Source organism: Clostridium sp. Marseille-Q2269 (assembly GCF_943736985.1).
In the GTDB taxonomy this organism is placed as follows: domain Bacteria; phylum Bacillota; class Clostridia; order Clostridiales; family Clostridiaceae; genus Clostridium_F.
On sequence record NZ_CALSFS010000002.1, the window covers coordinates 170,183 to 187,332 of the forward strand.

Sequence of the window (17,150 nt, forward strand, 5' to 3'; positions counted from 1 at the left end):
AGTTGTTTAAACAATTGCATTTTTTTATTTTATGTTATTTTATCTTTTTAATCTTTTTATTTTTTTTATTATACTTGATAAAAATTTAGGAAGCTTTATTGCCACTATTTTCATATAATACACCTCTATACAAATTGATTCTTTAATGATTTTATCCATAAATAAAAACTGTTATAAAATTAACAGCTATATAAGAAAATATATCTCAACATAAATCAATTTTATCTACATCTATTAATTATGCACCATCCTATATATATAAGTCCAAATCCAACCGCCAAAAGCCATCCCCATATAGGCACTATAATAGTAACAACTATTCCAAGACCAATAGAACCAACTATAATTCCTAATTTTTTGTTACTCTTTCTCCCCATATATATGCCCCCCTATAGCTTATATACTATAATATGCAAAACCTTATGAAAATGTGAATAAAAAATTTAGGCATTTCAAAACTAAATCTATATTGAAATACCCTAATTTTTTATTGATATATTCTTTATAATTTTACAAATTTCTTATAGAAATTTCAATTTTAACCATCATTGTCTTTACTTATAATTACAATTACTGTTCCATTTTTAATTTGTATATATAACTCTCTATCAGTAAATTCATTTGAAGTTGTTAATGTGTCTCCCATTTTTAATGTGTAATTTTGTAATGGAAACTTAGAGTTTAAAAGTGTAACTCCTTCTACATTACCTCCATAAGCCTGCAATGAAAAATAGTTTGATTTTCTAGGACTTAAAGAAATGCTTTTATCTGTCAAAAATATTTCATTGTTTTCATCTTTTATATATGCTTTTATATTATTTTTTAAACATATTTGTAAAAATCCTAGATTTCCTAATACATGATCTATTCTACTACCGGTACATCCTAATAAAGATATATTATCTGATTTTAATTCTATAGCTTTATTTAAAGCTATAAGCCCATCTGTAAAATCCTTGTCCTTTGGATATTGGTCCATATTCACTCCCTTATCTTTAAAATATGAAAATACCTTTTTGTCTATAGAGTCCATATCTCCTAATATAAAATCAGGTGTTATATCATATTGGTAAAGGCAGTTAGCACCACTGTCTGCACATATTATATATGATGCATTTTTCATTTCTTCTTGTAAAAGTGTTTTAGAAGGTGGCTTTCCTCCAGCTATCACTATGGACTTCATTTTATAACGCCTCTCTTAACACCTTTATATTTTTCTCTATTTCACCATTTTTAAATACTGCTGATCCTGCTACTAAAAGATTAGCACCAGAATGTGCTATTTCTTTTATATTATCAGAAGTAACGCCTCCATCAACTTCTATTATTAATTCCTTATTATATATTTCACTTAGTTCTTTTACTTCTTTTATTTTTTGTGAAGCATAGTTAATGTATTTCTGACCCCCAAAGCCTGGATTTACGGACATAATAAGAACCATATCTAAAGATGATATTAAATCTTTAATACAACTTACTGGTGTACCAGGATTTAGAGCAACTGCTGCCTTTATCCCAAAACTCTTTATATAGTTTATTGTTCTATCTATATGCTTGTCCACTTCATAATGAACTGATATTATATCTGCTCCTGCCTTTACGAAGTCCTCTACATATTTAGAAGGTTCTTCTATCATAAGATGTACATCAAAAGTTTTATTTGTTAAATTTCTTATACTTTTAATTATTGGAATTCCAAAAGAAATATTAGGAACAAACCTTCCATCCATTACGTCTATATGTATAACATCTGCCCCATATTTATCTAGACTTTTTATATCCTCTCCTAATTTAGAAAAATCTGCTGAAAGTATTGATGGTGCTATTTTTACCATTTCTTCTTCCTCCTATTCATAATCTCTTCTAAAGATTTTATATAAAATTTATATCTATCTTTATTTATATAGCCTTTTTGTACTGCTTCTTTAACTGCACAATTAGGTTCTTTATGATGAAGACACCCAGTAAATTTACATTTTCCTATAAAATCATTGAATTCTGGAATACAATGTAGTAAATCTTCTTTTTCCATAAAATTCATATCTAAAGAAGAAAATCCTGGAGTATCTACTAATAGACCTTCATCTACATATATAAGTTCACTATGACGAGTAGTATGTTTTCCTCTCTTTAGCTTTTCACTTATATTGCCCGTTATCATGGTTTCTTTACCTATAATTTTGTTTAGCATAGTAGATTTACCTACACCAGACGGTCCACAAAACACAGTTACATTATTCTTTATTAACTTTTTGATTATATCCATATTTTTTTCTTCTTTTGCATTTAAAAATATTATATCATAACCCGCTTGTTCTATCATTGAGATAATATCCCTATAACCCTCTTTATCTACTAGATCCATTTTATTAAAACATACTATAGCTTTCAAATTATTATATTCACATAGAAGTAAAAATTTATTTAAGAGATCTATGTTTATATCAGGGTTTTTAAATGAAAACACCACTAAAGCTTGAGTTACATTTGAAACAGCAGGTCTAAATAACTCGCTTCTCCTTTCATATATCTTTTCTATTGCACCCTTGTTATTTTTATCTATACTTATTTCTACATAATCGCCAATCATAGGGGTAAGCTCAGTATGCCTGAACTTACCCCTTGCCTTACATTCTATGATTTCTTCACTGTTATCTAATTTAATATAATAAAATCCACCTATACCTTTTATTATAGTTCCTTTCATAATACCTCCAATATTTATACAAACCAAATTTAAAACTAATTTTATCTTATGCTTATATGTTATGACACTCCATCTTATAAAAGATGAAGTATCTATATTCTTAAATAATTTTTATTTTTAATTCAAAAGTTATACTAATTTTAAATAATATCAATTATAATTATGTTTTCAAATTATAAATTTATCATCATAAACAAACTATTTTTGTTGATTATTTGGATTATCTGGCTTTGGATTTTCTGGTTTTGGGTTATCTGGCTTTGGTTTTTCAGTTTCTGGTTTTTCTGGTTTTGGATTTTCTGGCTTTGGTTTTTCTTGCTCTGGTTTTTGTTCATTATCTGTGTCATTATCATTATTGATTTCCGGTTTCTTTTCTAGTTCTGGTTTTACTTCTGGCTTTTTATATTTATAATAAGATATACTCACTGAAGATCCTTCTTTGATTCTTTCACCGTCACCTCTACTTTGTGATGCTACCTGACCATCCAAAGATTGATCTTCTGTAGTAATAGCTCTTGCATTTCCCATAGACAATCCTGCATTAGCTAAAGCATTTTGAGCTGAATCTACAGATTTACCTATTAGGTTAGGAACAGTTGAATACTTAACTTCCGGTCCGTTACTTACAACTAAACTGACTTCAGCTCCTTCTTGTACCTCTGCATCCACATCTGGAGTTTGACTTATTATTTTTCCAGCTGCTACATTATCATTAAATTCATATTTAACATTTCCCAATTTTAGCTTGTTATCTTGTATAATCTTTTTAGCTGAATCTAAATCCATTGATTTTAAATTAGGAATTACTAGTACTTTTCCTGAACTTATACTAACTCTTACTTCAGAGTTTTCAGCAACTTTTTCTCCATATTTTGGATAAGATTCTAGTATAGTTCCTTCTTTCTTATCGCTTTTAACTTTTTGAGCTACTACCAATTTTAATTTTTTCTCACTTAACGCCTTCTGTGCCGCTTCTTTTGTAAGACCCACTACATTAGGCACTTCTACCTTTTTAGCTCCTCCTGTCTTATTAAAGGCCAAATATGCTGATACAGAGCCCACAACTAAAATTAACACTGCTACTATTCCAGCTATCAATTTTTTATTTGTTCTACCCTTAGAAATTCTCTTCTTTTTATCTTCTTTTTCTTCATCATCGTCATATTCATCATCGTCATATTCATCATCATACTCATCATCATTATCGGCCATCTCTTTTATTTTGTCATTTATAACTGCTGTATCCAAAACCCTAGTAACATCATTTTCTGATATATTGCTAGCACCATTTATACTTTCATTATTTTGTATTCTACTTAAATCTTCTTCTAAATCCTTTATTGTTTGATATCTTTTTATAGGATTTTTTTGTAGACATTTTAATACTACATCATTCAAACTATCTGGTATTTTATCATCTATTTCTTTTGGAGATACAACTTCATTTTGTATATGCTTTACTGCTACAGATACAGGACTTTCTCCATCAAATGGCACCTTACCCACAAGCATTTCATACATTACCACACCTAAAGAGTATATATCTGTTCTTGAATCTACAAAACTACCCTTAGCTTGTTCTGGGGAAAAATAGTGAGCCGATCCCATTACTTTACTAGAATTAGTTATAGTAGATGAATTAGAAGCTTTTGCTATACCAAAATCAGTAACTTTTACAACGCCTTCTTTTGTAACCAATATATTATGCGGCTTTATATCTCTATGTATAATGTTATTTCTATGAGCACAAACTAAAGCGCTTGCTATCTGTCTTGATATTCTAACAGTTTCTTTAGATTCTATTTTGCCTTTTTCTACTATAAGCTCTTTTAAAGTCTTTCCATCTACGTACTCCATAACTATATAATGTATATCATTTTCAGAACCTACATCATAAATATTTACTATATTATTATCTGATAAACTTGCTACTGAAGTGGCTTCTCTTTTAAATTTTTCTACAAAATCTTTATCACTACAAAATTGTTCTTTTAATATCTTTATTGCAACAAATCTATTTAAGTAATGGCATTTAGCTTTATAAACTTTAGCCATGCCACCCTCTCCAACTTTTTCAAGAAGTTCATATCTATTACCTAACTTGGTTCCTATCATATTCACACTCTCCTTCAAACAAAATAACGGATATGTTATCTTTACCACCCTTTAGTTTGCTAAGTTCTATTAATTGCTTACAGGTTTCTTTATTGTCTTTTCCATTTCTTAATAATATATCACACATTTCCTGTTCATTAACATAATTAGTTACTCCATCTGTACAAAGTAGTACTTTACAAACTTCATCTAATTTTATATTAAAAGTATCCACCTCTACAGACAAATTTGTACCTAATGCCCTAGTAATTACATTTTTATTAGGGTGAGTGTTTGCCTCTTCCTTTGTTATTGTGCCTTCGTCCAATAATTGTTGTACATAGGAATGATCCTTTGTTATCTTTTTAATTCCATCTTTGGCTAATATGTAACAAGAACTATCTCCAACATTAGCTACAATCATATTCCCATTATTATCTAATATACAACAGGTTATGGTAGTACCCATTCCTTTAAATTTTTCTTTTTCTTTTGCATAGTTATAAATCTTTGTATTAGCATATTCTATGGCATCTATAAGTAAAGTTTTCATATCTTTTAAATGTTCATAATATTTCACATAGTCTATAGTTTCTTGTACTGCCAATCTACTAGCTACTTCTCCTGCATTATGACCACCCATTCCATCTGCTACTATATATATTTTAAATTCTTTTCCATGATAATAATTTACAGAGTCTTCATTTATCTCTCTAACATTACCTATATCAGATAGTATCCCCAACATGTTTTTCCACCCCTCTGCTCTATTTTGAAACATAACTTCTTCTTAGTTGTCCACAGGCAGCATTTATATCTGCTCCCATCTCTCTTCTTATAGTAGTTTCTATTCCATTTTCTTTTAAAATATTACCAAAGGATTCTATATTTGTTGATGTGGATTTTTCATAGCTATTTTCTTTTATTTCATTTACAGGAATTAAATTAACATGACAGAGCTTTCCTTTTAATAATGCACTTAAATTTTTAGCTTCTTTTATAGAATCATTTTTATTTTTAACCAATGCATATTCAAAAGTAATTCTTCTATTAGTTTTATTTATATAATAATCACAAGCATTAATAAGCTCTTTTATAGAATATTTATTAGCTATAGGCATCATTTCTTTTCTTAACACATCCTCTGGTGAATGCAAGGATATAGCCAACGTTATATTATAATCCTTATCTGCTAATTCTTTTATCTTAGGTACTATACCACAAGTAGATAAAGTTATATGCCTTTGTCCTATATTAAGTGTAGTATCAGATGTAACTAAGTCTAAAAATTTAGTTACATTTTCAAAATTATCTAAAGGCTCTCCACTTCCCATTAAAACCACATTAGATATTCTTTCACCTATTTCTTTTTGTGCTGCTATTATTTGTGATAATATTTCTCCACTGGTTAAGTCTCTTATGACTCCATCTAAAGTGGATGCACAAAATTTACATCCCATCCTGCACCCAACTTGAGTGGATACACAAATAGAATTTCCATGTTTGTATTTCATGACTACAGATTCTATTATATTTCCATCCTTGTATCGAAATAAAAACTTGTAAGTGTTTTTATCCTGTGATATTAACCTTTTCACTATTTTGGGTACACCAATATAAAAATTATTTAATAATAAAGTTCTAGTTTTCTCAGGTATATTTTTCATGTCGTTAAAGTCAAACATGAGTTTATTATAAACCCAATCAAAAATCTGTTTTGCTCTAAAGGATTTTTCTCCTTTTAATATTAACCATTGCTTTAGCTCTTCTAATGTAAAATCTAATATATTTTCCATTCTAACACCTACTAACATTTCTTCAATTTAGCTATAAAAAAACCATCCATTTTATCATTAGGTAGTATGGATACAAATCCTTCTTTATGATATATTATATTGTCTACATCACCATAATATAAGGGTTGTATTTTAAAATTTTTATGTTTTTTTAAAAACCAGTTTATATTAGCTTCATTTTCCTCTTTATTTAAAGTGCATGTAGAGTATAAAAGTATACCACCTTGTTTCAAATAAGAAGCACCATTATTCATTATTTTTTTCTGTATATCTATAATATTTCTAATTTCTTTCTCATTTTTAGTCCATTTTATTTCTGGTTTTTTTCTTATTATACCTAATCCAGAACAAGGTACATCCATAAGAATTCTATGGGCTTTTTCTTTTAAATTTTTATTAAACATGGATGCATCACCTACATAGGTCTCTATATTGTATATTCCCAATCTTTTAGCATTATCTTGTATTAGGCATAATTTATTTGAATGCACATCATAAGCATATACTTGGCTTTTATTATTCATAATCTCTGAAATATGTGTGGTCTTCCCTCCTGGAGCACTACATAGATCTAAAACTATATTTTCTTCAGTAAGTTCCATGGAGGGTGATACAAGCATTGCGCTTTCATCTTGTACAGTAATATGACCTTTTACAAATAAAGGATTTTTCTCTATGTTTTTACCTTTTATTATTTGTATAGCCTCTGGACATATATATCCTTCTTCTATATTATATCCATATTCACATAATTTTTCGTAAGCCTCATCATAATCAGTCTTTAAATTATTAACTCTAACAGTTATATTAGGCCTTTCATTTAATCCTTTTAATATTTTTTCTGCTATTTCTATACCATATTGACTTATAAACATTTTTATGAGCCATTTAGGATAAGAATATATAAAACTGAACTTTTCTAAGTTATTTCTATCATTATAAAATTTTTTATTATTATAAGTTCTTATATAATTTCTTAAAACTCCATTTACTAACTTAGAATATTTTATAGATATTTTTTTAGACATTTCCACTGCTTCATTTACTGCAGCAAAAGAAGGTATCTTATCTAAATATCTTATTTGATATATAGTTATTCTTAATATATTTGCTACAGTTTTATCCATAGTTCTAATAGGATTTCTTAAATAACTTTGTATTATAATGTCTAAAGTTTCCTTATACTTCAACGTTCCATAAACTATCTCTGTAATCAAAGCTTTGTCATTATCTTTTAAATCACTTTTGTTTAACTTTTTATTTAAAACTATATTAGAATAACCACCTTCATATAATACAGCTTTTAATACATCCAAAGCCACTTCTCTTGCATTATTCATTATATCCTTAAACCTTTCTTTTAATCATTTCGTCTATCGCTTAAAACTATAAGTCTTATTAACTGAGATATAGCTGTTAAAGCTGCTGCAACATAAGTCATAGCCGCCGCACTCAGTACTTGTTTTGCTCCTGTTATTTCTTCTTTATATAAGATCCCTTTGTTTTCTAATAATACCAATGCCCTTTTTGATGCGTCAAATTCTACAGGTAGCGTTATAATCTGAAATAATACTACTGCAGAAAAAAGAATTATTCCTATTCTTGTAAGGCTTGACACTCCCATTAATATTCCTATAAAGAATAATATCCATGAAGCATTAGAACCAAAATTAGCTATAGGAACTATAGAGTTTCTTATTACAAGTGGAGAATATCTCTCCAAATGCTGTATAGCATGACCTGTCTCATGAGCTGCCACCCCAACAGATGCCACTGAATTCCCATAATATACATCTTTTGAAAGTCTCATAACTCTTTTACTAGGATCATAGTGATCTGAAAGTTTCCCTGATATAAGCTCCACAGGTACATTATAAAGTCCCTTAGAGTCTAAAAGCATTCTTGCCACCTGAGCTCCAGTATATCCATTAGCTGTTCCAACTCTTGAATATTTATCAAAAGATGAGGATACTTTCATCTGAGCCAAAAAAGCTATAATCATAGCGGGAATTAATATTAAAAATGTACTATCATAATAAAACATATGTAGTTTTAGTAGTCAAGTATTATTTAAATACTTTTCTACTAAAGCTCACCTCCTTTTATTTTAGTTAAAGGAAATACTATTTGTACTTTTAATTTATCAAGTAATTCATTAATATAAAGTTACATTTAGTTTAAACCTTATTAATTATTTTAAACATAAATTAAAAATCATTCCACTATTTTTATTTTCCTAATATAGTACCCTCTTCTATAGCGTGTCCCTTTATATATTCTTCAACTTTCATAGGCTTTTTCCCAGGAAATTGTATAGTTGTAACACATACAATTCCATGTCCAGTAGCTATTTTAATACCTTCTTTTGATACTTTTAGTATAGTGCCTGGAACTTTATCTGAAACTTCCTTTAATACATTACTGCTATAAATTTTCATAATTTCATTTTTATATTGAGTATATGCAACTGGCCATGGGTTTAATCCTCTGATAATTAAATTTATTTCTTTAGAAGTTTTGTTCCAATCTATTTTAGCCATCTTTTTATTTAGCATAGATGCATATATATTATCTTCATTTTCTTGTTTTTCTCTTTTTATAGTTCCTTCTTTTAATCCCTTTATAGTATCTACTAAAAGGTCAGAACCACTTTTCATTAATATATCATGAAGTTCACCAGCAGTCATAGTGTCCTCTATTGAGACTTCATTTTTCAAAAGCATGTCTCCTGTATCTAAACCTTCATCCATAAACATAGTAGTATTTCCAGATTCCTTTTCTCCCTTTATTATTGCCCAGTTTATAGGAGCTGCTCCTCTATATTTAGGCAGTAATGAAGCATGTAAATTAATACATCCATACTTTGGTATATCTAAAACTTCTTTTGATAATATTTGACCAAAAGCTACTACTATTATAAAATCTGGTTTCATTTCTTTCAACTTTTTTATGCATACTTCATCAGATTTTAATTTAATAGGTTGATATACCTCTATATTATTTTCTAGTGCTACTTCTTTTACAGGTGACATAGCCAATTTTTTTCCTCTTCCTTTTGGTCTATCTGGTTGAGTAAATACTGCCTGAACTTTAAATTTTTCTATTAATTTTTTTAAGGATGGTACAGCAAAATCTGGTGTACCCATAAAAACTATAGTTGTCTCTTTCAAATTAAATTTCTCCTTTCTATTTATCTATTACCTTATCTACAAATAAAATTCCATCCAAATGATCTATTTCATGACAAAAGGCTCTAGCTAACAAACCTTCTCCTTCTAGTACTATTTCTTCTCCTTTTTCATTTAAAGCCTTTACTTTAACTTTATATGGTCTTTCTACTTCTCCTTGCTTACCAGGAACGCTTAAACAACCTTCTGTATCTGTATCGCTTCCTTCTGTCTCTATTATTTCTGGATTTATAAGTTTTATTAATCCATCCCCCGTATCTATAACTACGATTCTTTTCAATATTCCTACTTGAGGTCCTGCAAGACCTACTCCTTGTGCATTATACATAGTTTCTGCCATATCCTCTAAAAGAGTTAAAATTCTATCATCTATCTTTTCTATTTTTCTACTCTTTTTTCTTAATAGTTCATCACCATATTCTCTTATATTTCTTATTGCCATTTATACTACCTCCTAAAATTTTAAGACTATAACAAACTGTTAGGATTTATATCTATACTTACTCTTATATCATTATAAACTTGATCTAATGAAGTATAAACTATTTTTTTTACCTCTTTCATTATATCTGAAGTAACATTACCTTTTAATATTATTTGCCATCTATACATTTCTTTTATTTTTGATAGAGGACTTGGACAAGGACCTAACATATTTAAATTATCATATTTGGATAAAACATTCTTTAATATTATACCAATTTTATGTGTATTTTTTATTAACTTATTTTCATATTTACCACTTAAATTTATAATTAATATTTTGGAAAATGGCGGATAATTCATATCTTTCCTTATCTTTATTTCATTCATGTAAAACCCTTCATAATCACCTTTTGCAGCAGAAGTTATACTATAATTTTCTGGATTATAACTTTGAATTAAAACTTTTCCTTTCTTTTTTCCTCTTCCTGCCCTTCCTGAAACCTGAGTTATAAGTTGAAAAGTTCTCTCAGAGGATCTATAATCTGGTAAATTTAAAGACATATCTGCTGCTAAAACTCCTACTAATGTAACATTTTGAAAATCCAATCCCTTTGCTATCATTTGAGTTCCTATTAATATATCTGCTTCACCATTTTTAAATGCATTATAAATATTTTCATAGGCATTCTTAGTTCTTGTAGTATCCAAATCCATTCTCAATGTCCTAACTTGTGGTAAATATTTTTTTATAGCTTTCTCTACTTTTTCTGTACCTGTTCCAAAATATTTTACATATCTACTATTACATTTAGGACATTGTTTTGGTATCTTGATTTTTTCTCCACAATAATGACATCTCAAGCTACTATCTCTATTATGGTAAGTTAAAGAAATATCACAATTTTTGCATTTAAAAACATATCCACATTCCCTGCAGGATACAAATGTAGAAAACCCTCTTCTATTTAAAAATAATATTATTTGCTCTTTTTTTTCTATTCTTATACTTATATCTTCAAATAATTCTCTACTAAAAATAGATTTATTACCTGACATGAGTTCTTCTCTCATGTCAACTATTTTGACATCTGGCATATCTGCCCCTTCTATTCTTTCATCTATAGTAATTAAATCTATCATATTATTTTTACTCTTATAATAAGTTTCTAAAGATGGTGTAGCAGATCCTAGTATGACTTTACACCCTTCATTTATACATCTAAATTCAGCTATATCTCTAGCACTATATTTAGGATTACTATCAGATTTATAGCTACTTTCATGTTCTTCGTCTATTATTATAGCACCTAAATTTTTAAATGGTAAAAACACAGCTGATCTTGCTCCTATGGCTACTTTTACTTCTCCTCTTTTTACTCTAATCCATTCATCAAATCTTTCGCCATCAGAAAGTTTACTGTGAAATACAGCTATATCTTTTCCAAATCTCCCCTTAAATCTTTCTACCATTTGGGGTGTTAATGATATTTCGGGCACTAATATTATAGAATCTTTACCCACTTTTATTAATTTCTTTACTAAGTGCATATATATCTCTGTCTTACCACTTCCAGTAACCCCATGTATTAAGAATAATTTTCTATTAGAATTTAAGATTCTATAAAGAGCTAAACTTTGGTTTCCATTCAGTATTTTTTCTTCGTAATTATTATATATTTTTTCATTATATCTATTTACTACCTTATTTTTTTGAATTAAAAATCCATGTTTTATAAGTGTGTTTATGGAGGATAGTGAAAAGCCAAATTTCTTATTTAATGCATTTTTATTATAAACTCCATTATTACATTTTACAAAATCATATATTTGTTCATAATTTTCTTTTAAATACTTACCATCTAGATCTTTATATGTAAATATGCAATTTTCCTTTTTTTCTTTATTTCCCTTTGTGATACCTGGTGGGATTAAAACTTTTATAGCTTCTAAATATGTGCAAAGATATTTTTCTTTCATCTGTTCTATAAGCTTAATTCTATTTAAATCTAATAATGGTTTCTCTTCACATATATTGCTTATAGATTTCATAGAAACATGTTCTTCACAAATTTCATACAAATCTAGAACAAATCCATCTATTTTTTTGTTACCTTTTCCAAAGGGTACCTTTACTCTCTGTCCTATTTTTATCTTTTCATTCAATTTATCTGGAATAATATAAGTAAACAATTTATCCAATTTTATAGAAGAATTATTTACTACAATACCTGCATATTTAAACACTTTATCACCCTTTTAAGGAAGTTTATTTTATACTATAATAGTAACTTATAATCACAAAATAAACTCTATATTATTTTCTACTACATTATTTATCTGATAAATAAAAGAGGCTTAACTTATAAGGTTATTGCCTCTTTTTTATTTTCATATTATTTTTTATTTAATATGGTATCAAATATTTCTTTGGCCACTTCTCTTTTAGACATTTTTTCTAAATTTTTAATATAACCATCTTTAGATATTATTGTAACTAAATTATCTTCTGATGCAAATCCTGTTTCCTTTGACAATATATTATTTGCTACTATAAAATCAAGATTTTTTTTCTCTAATTTAGATTTAGCATTCTCTAAAAGATCTTTACTTTCTGCTGCAAAACCTACCAATATTTGATTTTCTTTTATTAGTCCTAATTCTTTTAAAATGTCTTTATCTCTAATTAGTTCTAAATTTAAATTATCCCCAGTTTTCTTTATTTTATGTTCTTTGTATTCTTTAGGTTTGTAATCTGCTACAGCTGCTGATTTTATAATTATATGCTGATCTTTAAATCTATCTTTAACAGTCATAAGCATTTCTTCATTTGTATTAACGTTTATAAGCTTAACTCCTAAAGGTACTTTTATATTTGTAGGTCCTGATATTAATGTAACATTTGCCCCTCTATCTATAGCTTCCTTTGCTATAGAATACCCCATCTTTCCAGAAGATCTATTTGTTATATATCTTACTGGATCTATAGGTGCTAAGGTAGGGCCTGCTGTAACTAGCACATTTTTTCCTTTCAAATCCTTTATTGGATAAAGCATACTATGTGTTATTTCTACTATATCTTCAGTATGGGCCATTTTACCTTCACCTACATCTCCACAGGCTAATCTGCCTGATATAGGATCAATAAACTTATAACCAAAACTTTTTAATTTTTCTATATTATTTTTAACTATTGGATTTTTATACATATTTGTATTCATGGCTGGCACAAACACCACTGGGCAAGTAGCTGCCATTATAGTTGTAGATAACATATCATCTGCTATCCCGTTTGCCACTTTACCAATAATATTAGCTGTAGCAGGAGCTATTAACATAATATCTGCCTTTTTAGCCAAAGATATATGTTGTATTTCAAAGGCTTTTGGTTCTTCAAACATATCCTCTGAAACCATATTACCACTTAAACTTTGAAAAGGTAGGATATTTATAAACTTTAGTGCAGACTCTGTCATAATTACATTCACATCATAATTTAGTTTTTTTAATTTACTTACTATATCTAAAGCTTTATAACTAGCTATTCCTCCTGTTACTCCTAATACTACACATTTTTTATTCATTTTATTTTATTCCTTCTTTAACTGTTTTATAGGTTATTTTTCCCTCATGTATTTCATTTATTGCTACTGTAACAGGTTTAGTTGAATCTATATCCACAAGTGGCTTTGCTCCATCTATTAATTGTCTTGATCTTTTAGATGTTATAGTTACTAATGAATATCTATCATCAACCTTTTCTAATAAATTTACTATTGATGGATTAATCATAGAATTGCTCATGAATAAATTCCTCCTTTGATGCTAATATTGTATCTTTCATTCTATCAACTCTACAGTTTTCTGCTAATATAATACTTCTTACTTTATTAACAGCTTTCTCAACTGTATCATTTACTACTGCATAATTATATTTTGATACATAATTTATTTCTTTATAAGCAGCTTTAAATCTTATCATTAAAGTTTCTGCTGTTTCACTGCCTCTATTTATTATTCTATTCTTTAATTCTTCCATTGAAGGAGGCAATATAAATATAAATATTCCTTCAGGATAAGTTTCTTTAACTTTTAAAGCGCCTTGAATATCTATCTCTAATATTACATTATTACCATTATTAATCTTTTCTAAAACACTGGATTTAGGTGTTCCATATAAATTTTGATGAACCTTTGCATACTCTAAAAAATCATCTTGCTCTATTCTTTTTTTGAATTCATCTTCATTTAAGAAAAAATAATGTACTCCATTTTGTTCCCCTTTTCTTGGAGATCTAGTAGTGGCAGAAACGGATACCCATAGGTCTTCCTTTTTCAAAAGTTCTTTGCATATAGTTCCCTTTCCTGCACCAGATGGTCCAGAAATAACTATAAGAAGCCCTTTTTTAGCCATTATTCTTCTCCTTCATTCATATCTTCTTCTTCTGATTTAGAAGATAATCTATGAGCCACTGTTTCTGGTTGAACTGCTGATAAGATAACATGATCACTATCAGTTATTATAACGGCTCTAGTTCTTCTTCCATAAGTTGCATCTATAAGCATCCCTCTATCTCTTGCCTCTTGTATTATTCTTTTTATAGGTGCTGATTCTGGACTTACTATTGCAACTAATCTATTTGCTGAAACTATATTACCAAATCCTATGTTTATTAATTTTATTGCCATTAAAAATCCTCCTAATTATTCTATATTTTGTATTTGTTCTCTAATCTTCTCTATATAATTTTTTATATTTAATACTAAATTTACTATTTCAAGATCTGTGGATTTAGAAGCTATAGTATTTGCTTCTCTATTCATCTCTTGAACTATAAAATCTAGTTTCCTTCCTACAGGTTCTTTTAAATTTAAAGTTTCTGATACTTGATTTATATGACTGTTTAATCTAACTATCTCTTCATCTACAGAAGATTTATCAACAAATAATGCTACTTCCATAGCTATTCTATTTTCATCAATTTCTGATTGAGCTAAAAGTTCACTTACTCTTTCATGAATTTTTTTATTATACTCATCTACTACTTTAGGTGCTTTTTCTTCTATTCTATCAAGCATTTTTTTTATTTCAGCACATTTTATATTTATATCTTTATGTAATTTACTGCCCTCCCTTTCTCTCATAGATACCAAAGCATCTACAGCTTCTTTTAAAGGAGCACTTAAACTTTTCCAGACTTCATCTAAGTCTTCTTCTTTTTGTTTTATAGTTATTACTTCTGGAAATCTCCCTATCAAAGATACAGATATGTCGTTTTTAATATCATATCTTCCACTTATCTTTTTTAAACATTCATAATAATTATCTGATAGAGTTTCATTATACACAAGTTCTACATCATCTTTATCATATGTATTAACTGTTATATAAACATCAATTTTACCTCTATGTACTTTTTCTTGTATTGTAGCCCTCATTTTTTCCTCTAAGGACATAAAAGCTTTAGGCATTCTTACGTTTATATCACAATATCTGTGGTTTACACTTTTCATTTCCACAGTAAAACTTTTCTTATCCTGTTCTAAAAAACCTCTACCAAAACCCGTCATACTTTTAATCATATTCTTCATCCTTCCACAAACAGCCAGATATGATAATTATACATAAACTAAATGATATTTACAACATAATCTCTATTTTACTTTAAAATACTCTATTTTACAAATGGAATTATAGCATAATTTACACTTTTCAGATTATTATCTTATTATATCCATTAACATAATTTTAGTTTTAGTATTCCCTTTATTTAGTAGTATATTTATAAAGTCCTTCTTCAAATATTTGTCTTATCTTTTCTACATCATAATTTGTCTTAGATAAAGCCAATGCTAGCTTTATTCTTGCCTTTTGTCCTGGAAGACTATCTCCAAATATTACTCCCATTTTTCTTAATTGTTTTCCTCCACCTTCATAACCATATGTATCTAATACTCTACCTTCATAACATCTTGAAACTAATACTACTGGTATATTTTTATCTATAGCTCTTTTTATACCTGGCACCATATTAGGAGGTACATTACCTCTTCCCATAGCTTCTATTACTAACCCTTTATAGTCCTTATCTAAGCAAAAATCTATAAAACTTGAATCTATGCCTGATACACATTTTATAAGAGCTACATTACTTTCTATCTTATCAATTTCTATATGCTGTTTTTTTAATCTTTCTCTATAAAATATCACTTGATTGTTATCCACTATACCTATAGGACCAAATATGGGACTCTTAAAAGTATTTAATGCAGTAGAATTAGATTTAGTAACCTCACTTGCACAATTCAACTCATCATTTAAGCACACTAGTACACCTTTCCCTACAGCCTCTTTAGATATAGCAGTACAAATAGAGGCTGCTAAATTAGAAGGACCGTCATATCCCAATTCTGAACTACTTCTCATTGCTCCTGTAACGATTACAGGCTTATCAGTTTTTATAGTCAAATCTAGAAGATAAGCTGTTTCTTCCAAAGAATCAGTGCCATGAGTAACTACTACTCCACAAATATCTTCCCTTTTTAATATTTCATTTATGTATTTTGATAAATCCATCATTTGGTAAGGAGTTATATAAGGACTTGGACAATTAGAGAATTCGTAATTTTCTATATCTGCATACTCCTCAATTCCTGTTACCATGGCCATAATTTCTTCCCCAGATAGACTTGGTACTGCCGCCTTTATTCTAGGGTCTACTTTCATAGAAATAGTACCTCCATTAAAAACAACTGCTACTTTTTTCATAACTTCTAAACTTCCCCCCAATTAATAATTTTTATTATATAACACCTTAATAAAAATTCATTGAAATTTTTTGTTTTTATTATAAAATGTTCCAAACTAATTATACATTTTTACACTGCACATGTCACTAATTAAAGAATTTACTATATAACAGTTTTTAAGAGCATATTATT

19 protein-coding genes are annotated in these 17,150 nt (G+C 28.3%); all 19 read right to left on the minus strand.

Annotated features, from left to right (window positions below; translation table 11 throughout):
• Nucleotides 1-39 precede the first annotated feature (39 nt).
• Nucleotides 40-159 carry a stage V sporulation protein SpoVM gene (gene spoVM, locus NGI68_RS17050; protein ID WP_353505353.1) on the minus strand — a complete coding sequence of 40 codons (120 nt, stop codon included), beginning with the start codon at nt 157-159 and terminating at the stop codon, nt 40-42.
• A 62-nt stretch (nt 160-221) separates the two neighbouring features.
• Complete coding sequence (locus NGI68_RS04725; protein ID WP_251860338.1) at nt 222-377, minus strand: hypothetical protein; 156 nt, start codon at nt 375-377, stop codon at nt 222-224.
• Nucleotides 378-538: 161 nt separating this feature from the next.
• Entirely contained in the window at nt 539-1,183 is a 645-nt protein-coding gene (locus tag NGI68_RS04730; RefSeq protein ID WP_251860339.1) for a thiamine diphosphokinase, read from the minus strand.
• A gap of 1 nt (nt 1,184) precedes the next feature.
• Nucleotides 1,185-1,835 carry a ribulose-phosphate 3-epimerase gene (gene rpe / locus NGI68_RS04735; protein ID WP_251860340.1) on the minus strand — a complete coding sequence of 217 codons (651 nt, stop codon included), beginning with the start codon at nt 1,833-1,835 and terminating at the stop codon, nt 1,185-1,187.
• The gene (gene rsgA, locus NGI68_RS04740) at nt 1,829-2,707 is read right to left on the minus strand and encodes a ribosome small subunit-dependent GTPase A (protein ID WP_251860341.1); all 879 of its coding nucleotides are present in this window, start codon (nt 2,705-2,707) and stop codon (nt 1,829-1,831) included. The genes rpe and rsgA overlap by 7 nt, the downstream gene beginning before the upstream one ends.
• A gap of 198 nt (nt 2,708-2,905) precedes the next feature.
• Nucleotides 2,906-4,822, minus strand: a complete 1,917-nt coding sequence (gene pknB / locus NGI68_RS04745) for a Stk1 family PASTA domain-containing Ser/Thr kinase (RefSeq protein ID WP_251860342.1) — start codon at nt 4,820-4,822, stop codon at nt 2,906-2,908.
• A complete protein-coding gene (locus tag NGI68_RS04750) occupies nt 4,800-5,549 on the minus strand; it encodes a Stp1/IreP family PP2C-type Ser/Thr phosphatase (protein ID WP_251860587.1) in 750 nt (249 codons plus the stop codon). Before NGI68_RS04750 ends, pknB begins: the two co-directional genes overlap by 23 nt.
• 19 nt (nt 5,550-5,568) lie before the next feature.
• Entirely contained in the window at nt 5,569-6,597 is a 1,029-nt protein-coding gene (gene rlmN, locus NGI68_RS04755) for a dual-specificity RNA methyltransferase RlmN (protein WP_251860343.1), read from the minus strand.
• Between the two features lie 11 nt (nt 6,598-6,608).
• Complete coding sequence (gene rsmB / locus NGI68_RS04760; protein WP_251860344.1) at nt 6,609-7,937, minus strand: 16S rRNA (cytosine(967)-C(5))-methyltransferase RsmB; 1,329 nt, start codon at nt 7,935-7,937, stop codon at nt 6,609-6,611.
• 20 nt (nt 7,938-7,957) lie between these two features.
• The gene (locus NGI68_RS04765) at nt 7,958-8,641 is read right to left on the minus strand and encodes a zinc metallopeptidase (RefSeq protein ID WP_251860345.1); all 684 of its coding nucleotides are present in this window, start codon (nt 8,639-8,641) and stop codon (nt 7,958-7,960) included.
• Nucleotides 8,642-8,825: 184 nt separating this feature from the next.
• Nucleotides 8,826-9,767: a methionyl-tRNA formyltransferase gene (gene fmt, locus NGI68_RS04770; RefSeq protein WP_251860346.1), complete on the minus strand. Its 942-nt coding sequence runs from the start codon at nt 9,765-9,767 to the stop codon at nt 8,826-8,828.
• A gap of 16 nt (nt 9,768-9,783) precedes the next feature.
• Complete coding sequence (gene def / locus NGI68_RS04775) at nt 9,784-10,227, minus strand: peptide deformylase (RefSeq protein WP_251860347.1); 444 nt, start codon at nt 10,225-10,227, stop codon at nt 9,784-9,786.
• Between the two features lie 26 nt (nt 10,228-10,253).
• Nucleotides 10,254-12,455 carry a primosomal protein N' gene (gene priA, locus NGI68_RS04780; RefSeq protein WP_251860348.1) on the minus strand — a complete coding sequence of 734 codons (2,202 nt, stop codon included), beginning with the start codon at nt 12,453-12,455 and terminating at the stop codon, nt 10,254-10,256.
• A gap of 149 nt (nt 12,456-12,604) precedes the next feature.
• Nucleotides 12,605-13,792 carry a bifunctional phosphopantothenoylcysteine decarboxylase/phosphopantothenate--cysteine ligase CoaBC gene (coaBC, locus tag NGI68_RS04785; RefSeq protein WP_251860349.1) on the minus strand — a complete coding sequence of 396 codons (1,188 nt, stop codon included), beginning with the start codon at nt 13,790-13,792 and terminating at the stop codon, nt 12,605-12,607.
• Between the two features lies 1 nt (nt 13,793).
• Nucleotides 13,794-14,012, minus strand: coding sequence for a DNA-directed RNA polymerase subunit omega (gene rpoZ, locus NGI68_RS04790; protein WP_003388622.1), 219 nt, complete (start codon nt 14,010-14,012; stop codon nt 13,794-13,796).
• On the minus strand, nt 13,993-14,622 hold the full coding sequence (gene gmk / locus NGI68_RS04795; RefSeq protein WP_251860350.1) for a guanylate kinase: 630 nt from the start codon (nt 14,620-14,622) through the stop codon (nt 13,993-13,995). Before gmk ends, rpoZ begins: the two co-directional genes overlap by 20 nt.
• Nucleotides 14,622-14,897 (minus strand): extracellular matrix/biofilm regulator RemA, encoded by a 276-nt coding sequence (remA, locus tag NGI68_RS04800; protein WP_251860351.1) that lies wholly within the window; start codon nt 14,895-14,897, stop codon nt 14,622-14,624. Before remA ends, gmk begins: the two co-directional genes overlap by 1 nt.
• 15 nt (nt 14,898-14,912) lie before the next feature.
• The gene (locus tag NGI68_RS04805) at nt 14,913-15,791 is read right to left on the minus strand and encodes a YicC/YloC family endoribonuclease (RefSeq protein WP_251860352.1); all 879 of its coding nucleotides are present in this window, start codon (nt 15,789-15,791) and stop codon (nt 14,913-14,915) included.
• A gap of 184 nt (nt 15,792-15,975) precedes the next feature.
• The gene (locus tag NGI68_RS04810; protein WP_251860353.1) at nt 15,976-16,977 is read right to left on the minus strand and encodes an asparaginase; all 1,002 of its coding nucleotides are present in this window, start codon (nt 16,975-16,977) and stop codon (nt 15,976-15,978) included.
• Nucleotides 16,978-17,150 lie beyond the last annotated feature (173 nt).

Coding starts and splice junctions, on each gene's coding strand:
- spoVM (WP_353505353.1), bottom strand. CDS start 159: ATGGATAAAATCATTAAAGAATCAATTTGTATAGAGGTGTATTATATG.
- NGI68_RS04725 (WP_251860338.1), bottom strand. CDS start 377: ATGGGGAGAAAGAGTAACAAAAAATTAGGAATTATAGTTGGTTCTATT.
- NGI68_RS04730 (WP_251860339.1), bottom strand. CDS start 1,183: ATGAAGTCCATAGTGATAGCTGGAGGAAAGCCACCTTCTAAAACACTT.
- rpe (WP_251860340.1), bottom strand. CDS start 1,835: ATGGTAAAAATAGCACCATCAATACTTTCAGCAGATTTTTCTAAATTA.
- rsgA (WP_251860341.1), bottom strand. CDS start 2,707: ATGAAAGGAACTATAATAAAAGGTATAGGTGGATTTTATTATATTAAA.
- pknB (WP_251860342.1), bottom strand. CDS start 4,822: ATGATAGGAACCAAGTTAGGTAATAGATATGAACTTCTTGAAAAAGTT.
- NGI68_RS04750 (WP_251860587.1), bottom strand. CDS start 5,549: ATGTTGGGGATACTATCTGATATAGGTAATGTTAGAGAGATAAATGAA.
- rlmN (WP_251860343.1), bottom strand. CDS start 6,597: ATGGAAAATATATTAGATTTTACATTAGAAGAGCTAAAGCAATGGTTA.
- rsmB (WP_251860344.1), bottom strand. CDS start 7,937: ATGAATAATGCAAGAGAAGTGGCTTTGGATGTATTAAAAGCTGTATTA.
- NGI68_RS04765 (WP_251860345.1), bottom strand. CDS start 8,641: ATGTTTTATTATGATAGTACATTTTTAATATTAATTCCCGCTATGATT.
- def (WP_251860347.1), bottom strand. CDS start 10,227: ATGGCAATAAGAAATATAAGAGAATATGGTGATGAACTATTAAGAAAA.
- coaBC (WP_251860349.1), bottom strand. CDS start 13,792: ATGAATAAAAAATGTGTAGTATTAGGAGTAACAGGAGGAATAGCTAGT.
- rpoZ (WP_003388622.1), bottom strand. CDS start 14,012: ATGAGCAATTCTATGATTAATCCATCAATAGTAAATTTATTAGAAAAG.
- gmk (WP_251860350.1), bottom strand. CDS start 14,622: ATGGCTAAAAAAGGGCTTCTTATAGTTATTTCTGGACCATCTGGTGCA.
- remA (WP_251860351.1), bottom strand. CDS start 14,897: ATGGCAATAAAATTAATAAACATAGGATTTGGTAATATAGTTTCAGCA.
- NGI68_RS04805 (WP_251860352.1), bottom strand. CDS start 15,791: ATGATTAAAAGTATGACGGGTTTTGGTAGAGGTTTTTTAGAACAGGAT.
- NGI68_RS04810 (WP_251860353.1), bottom strand. CDS start 16,977: ATGAAAAAAGTAGCAGTTGTTTTTAATGGAGGTACTATTTCTATGAAA.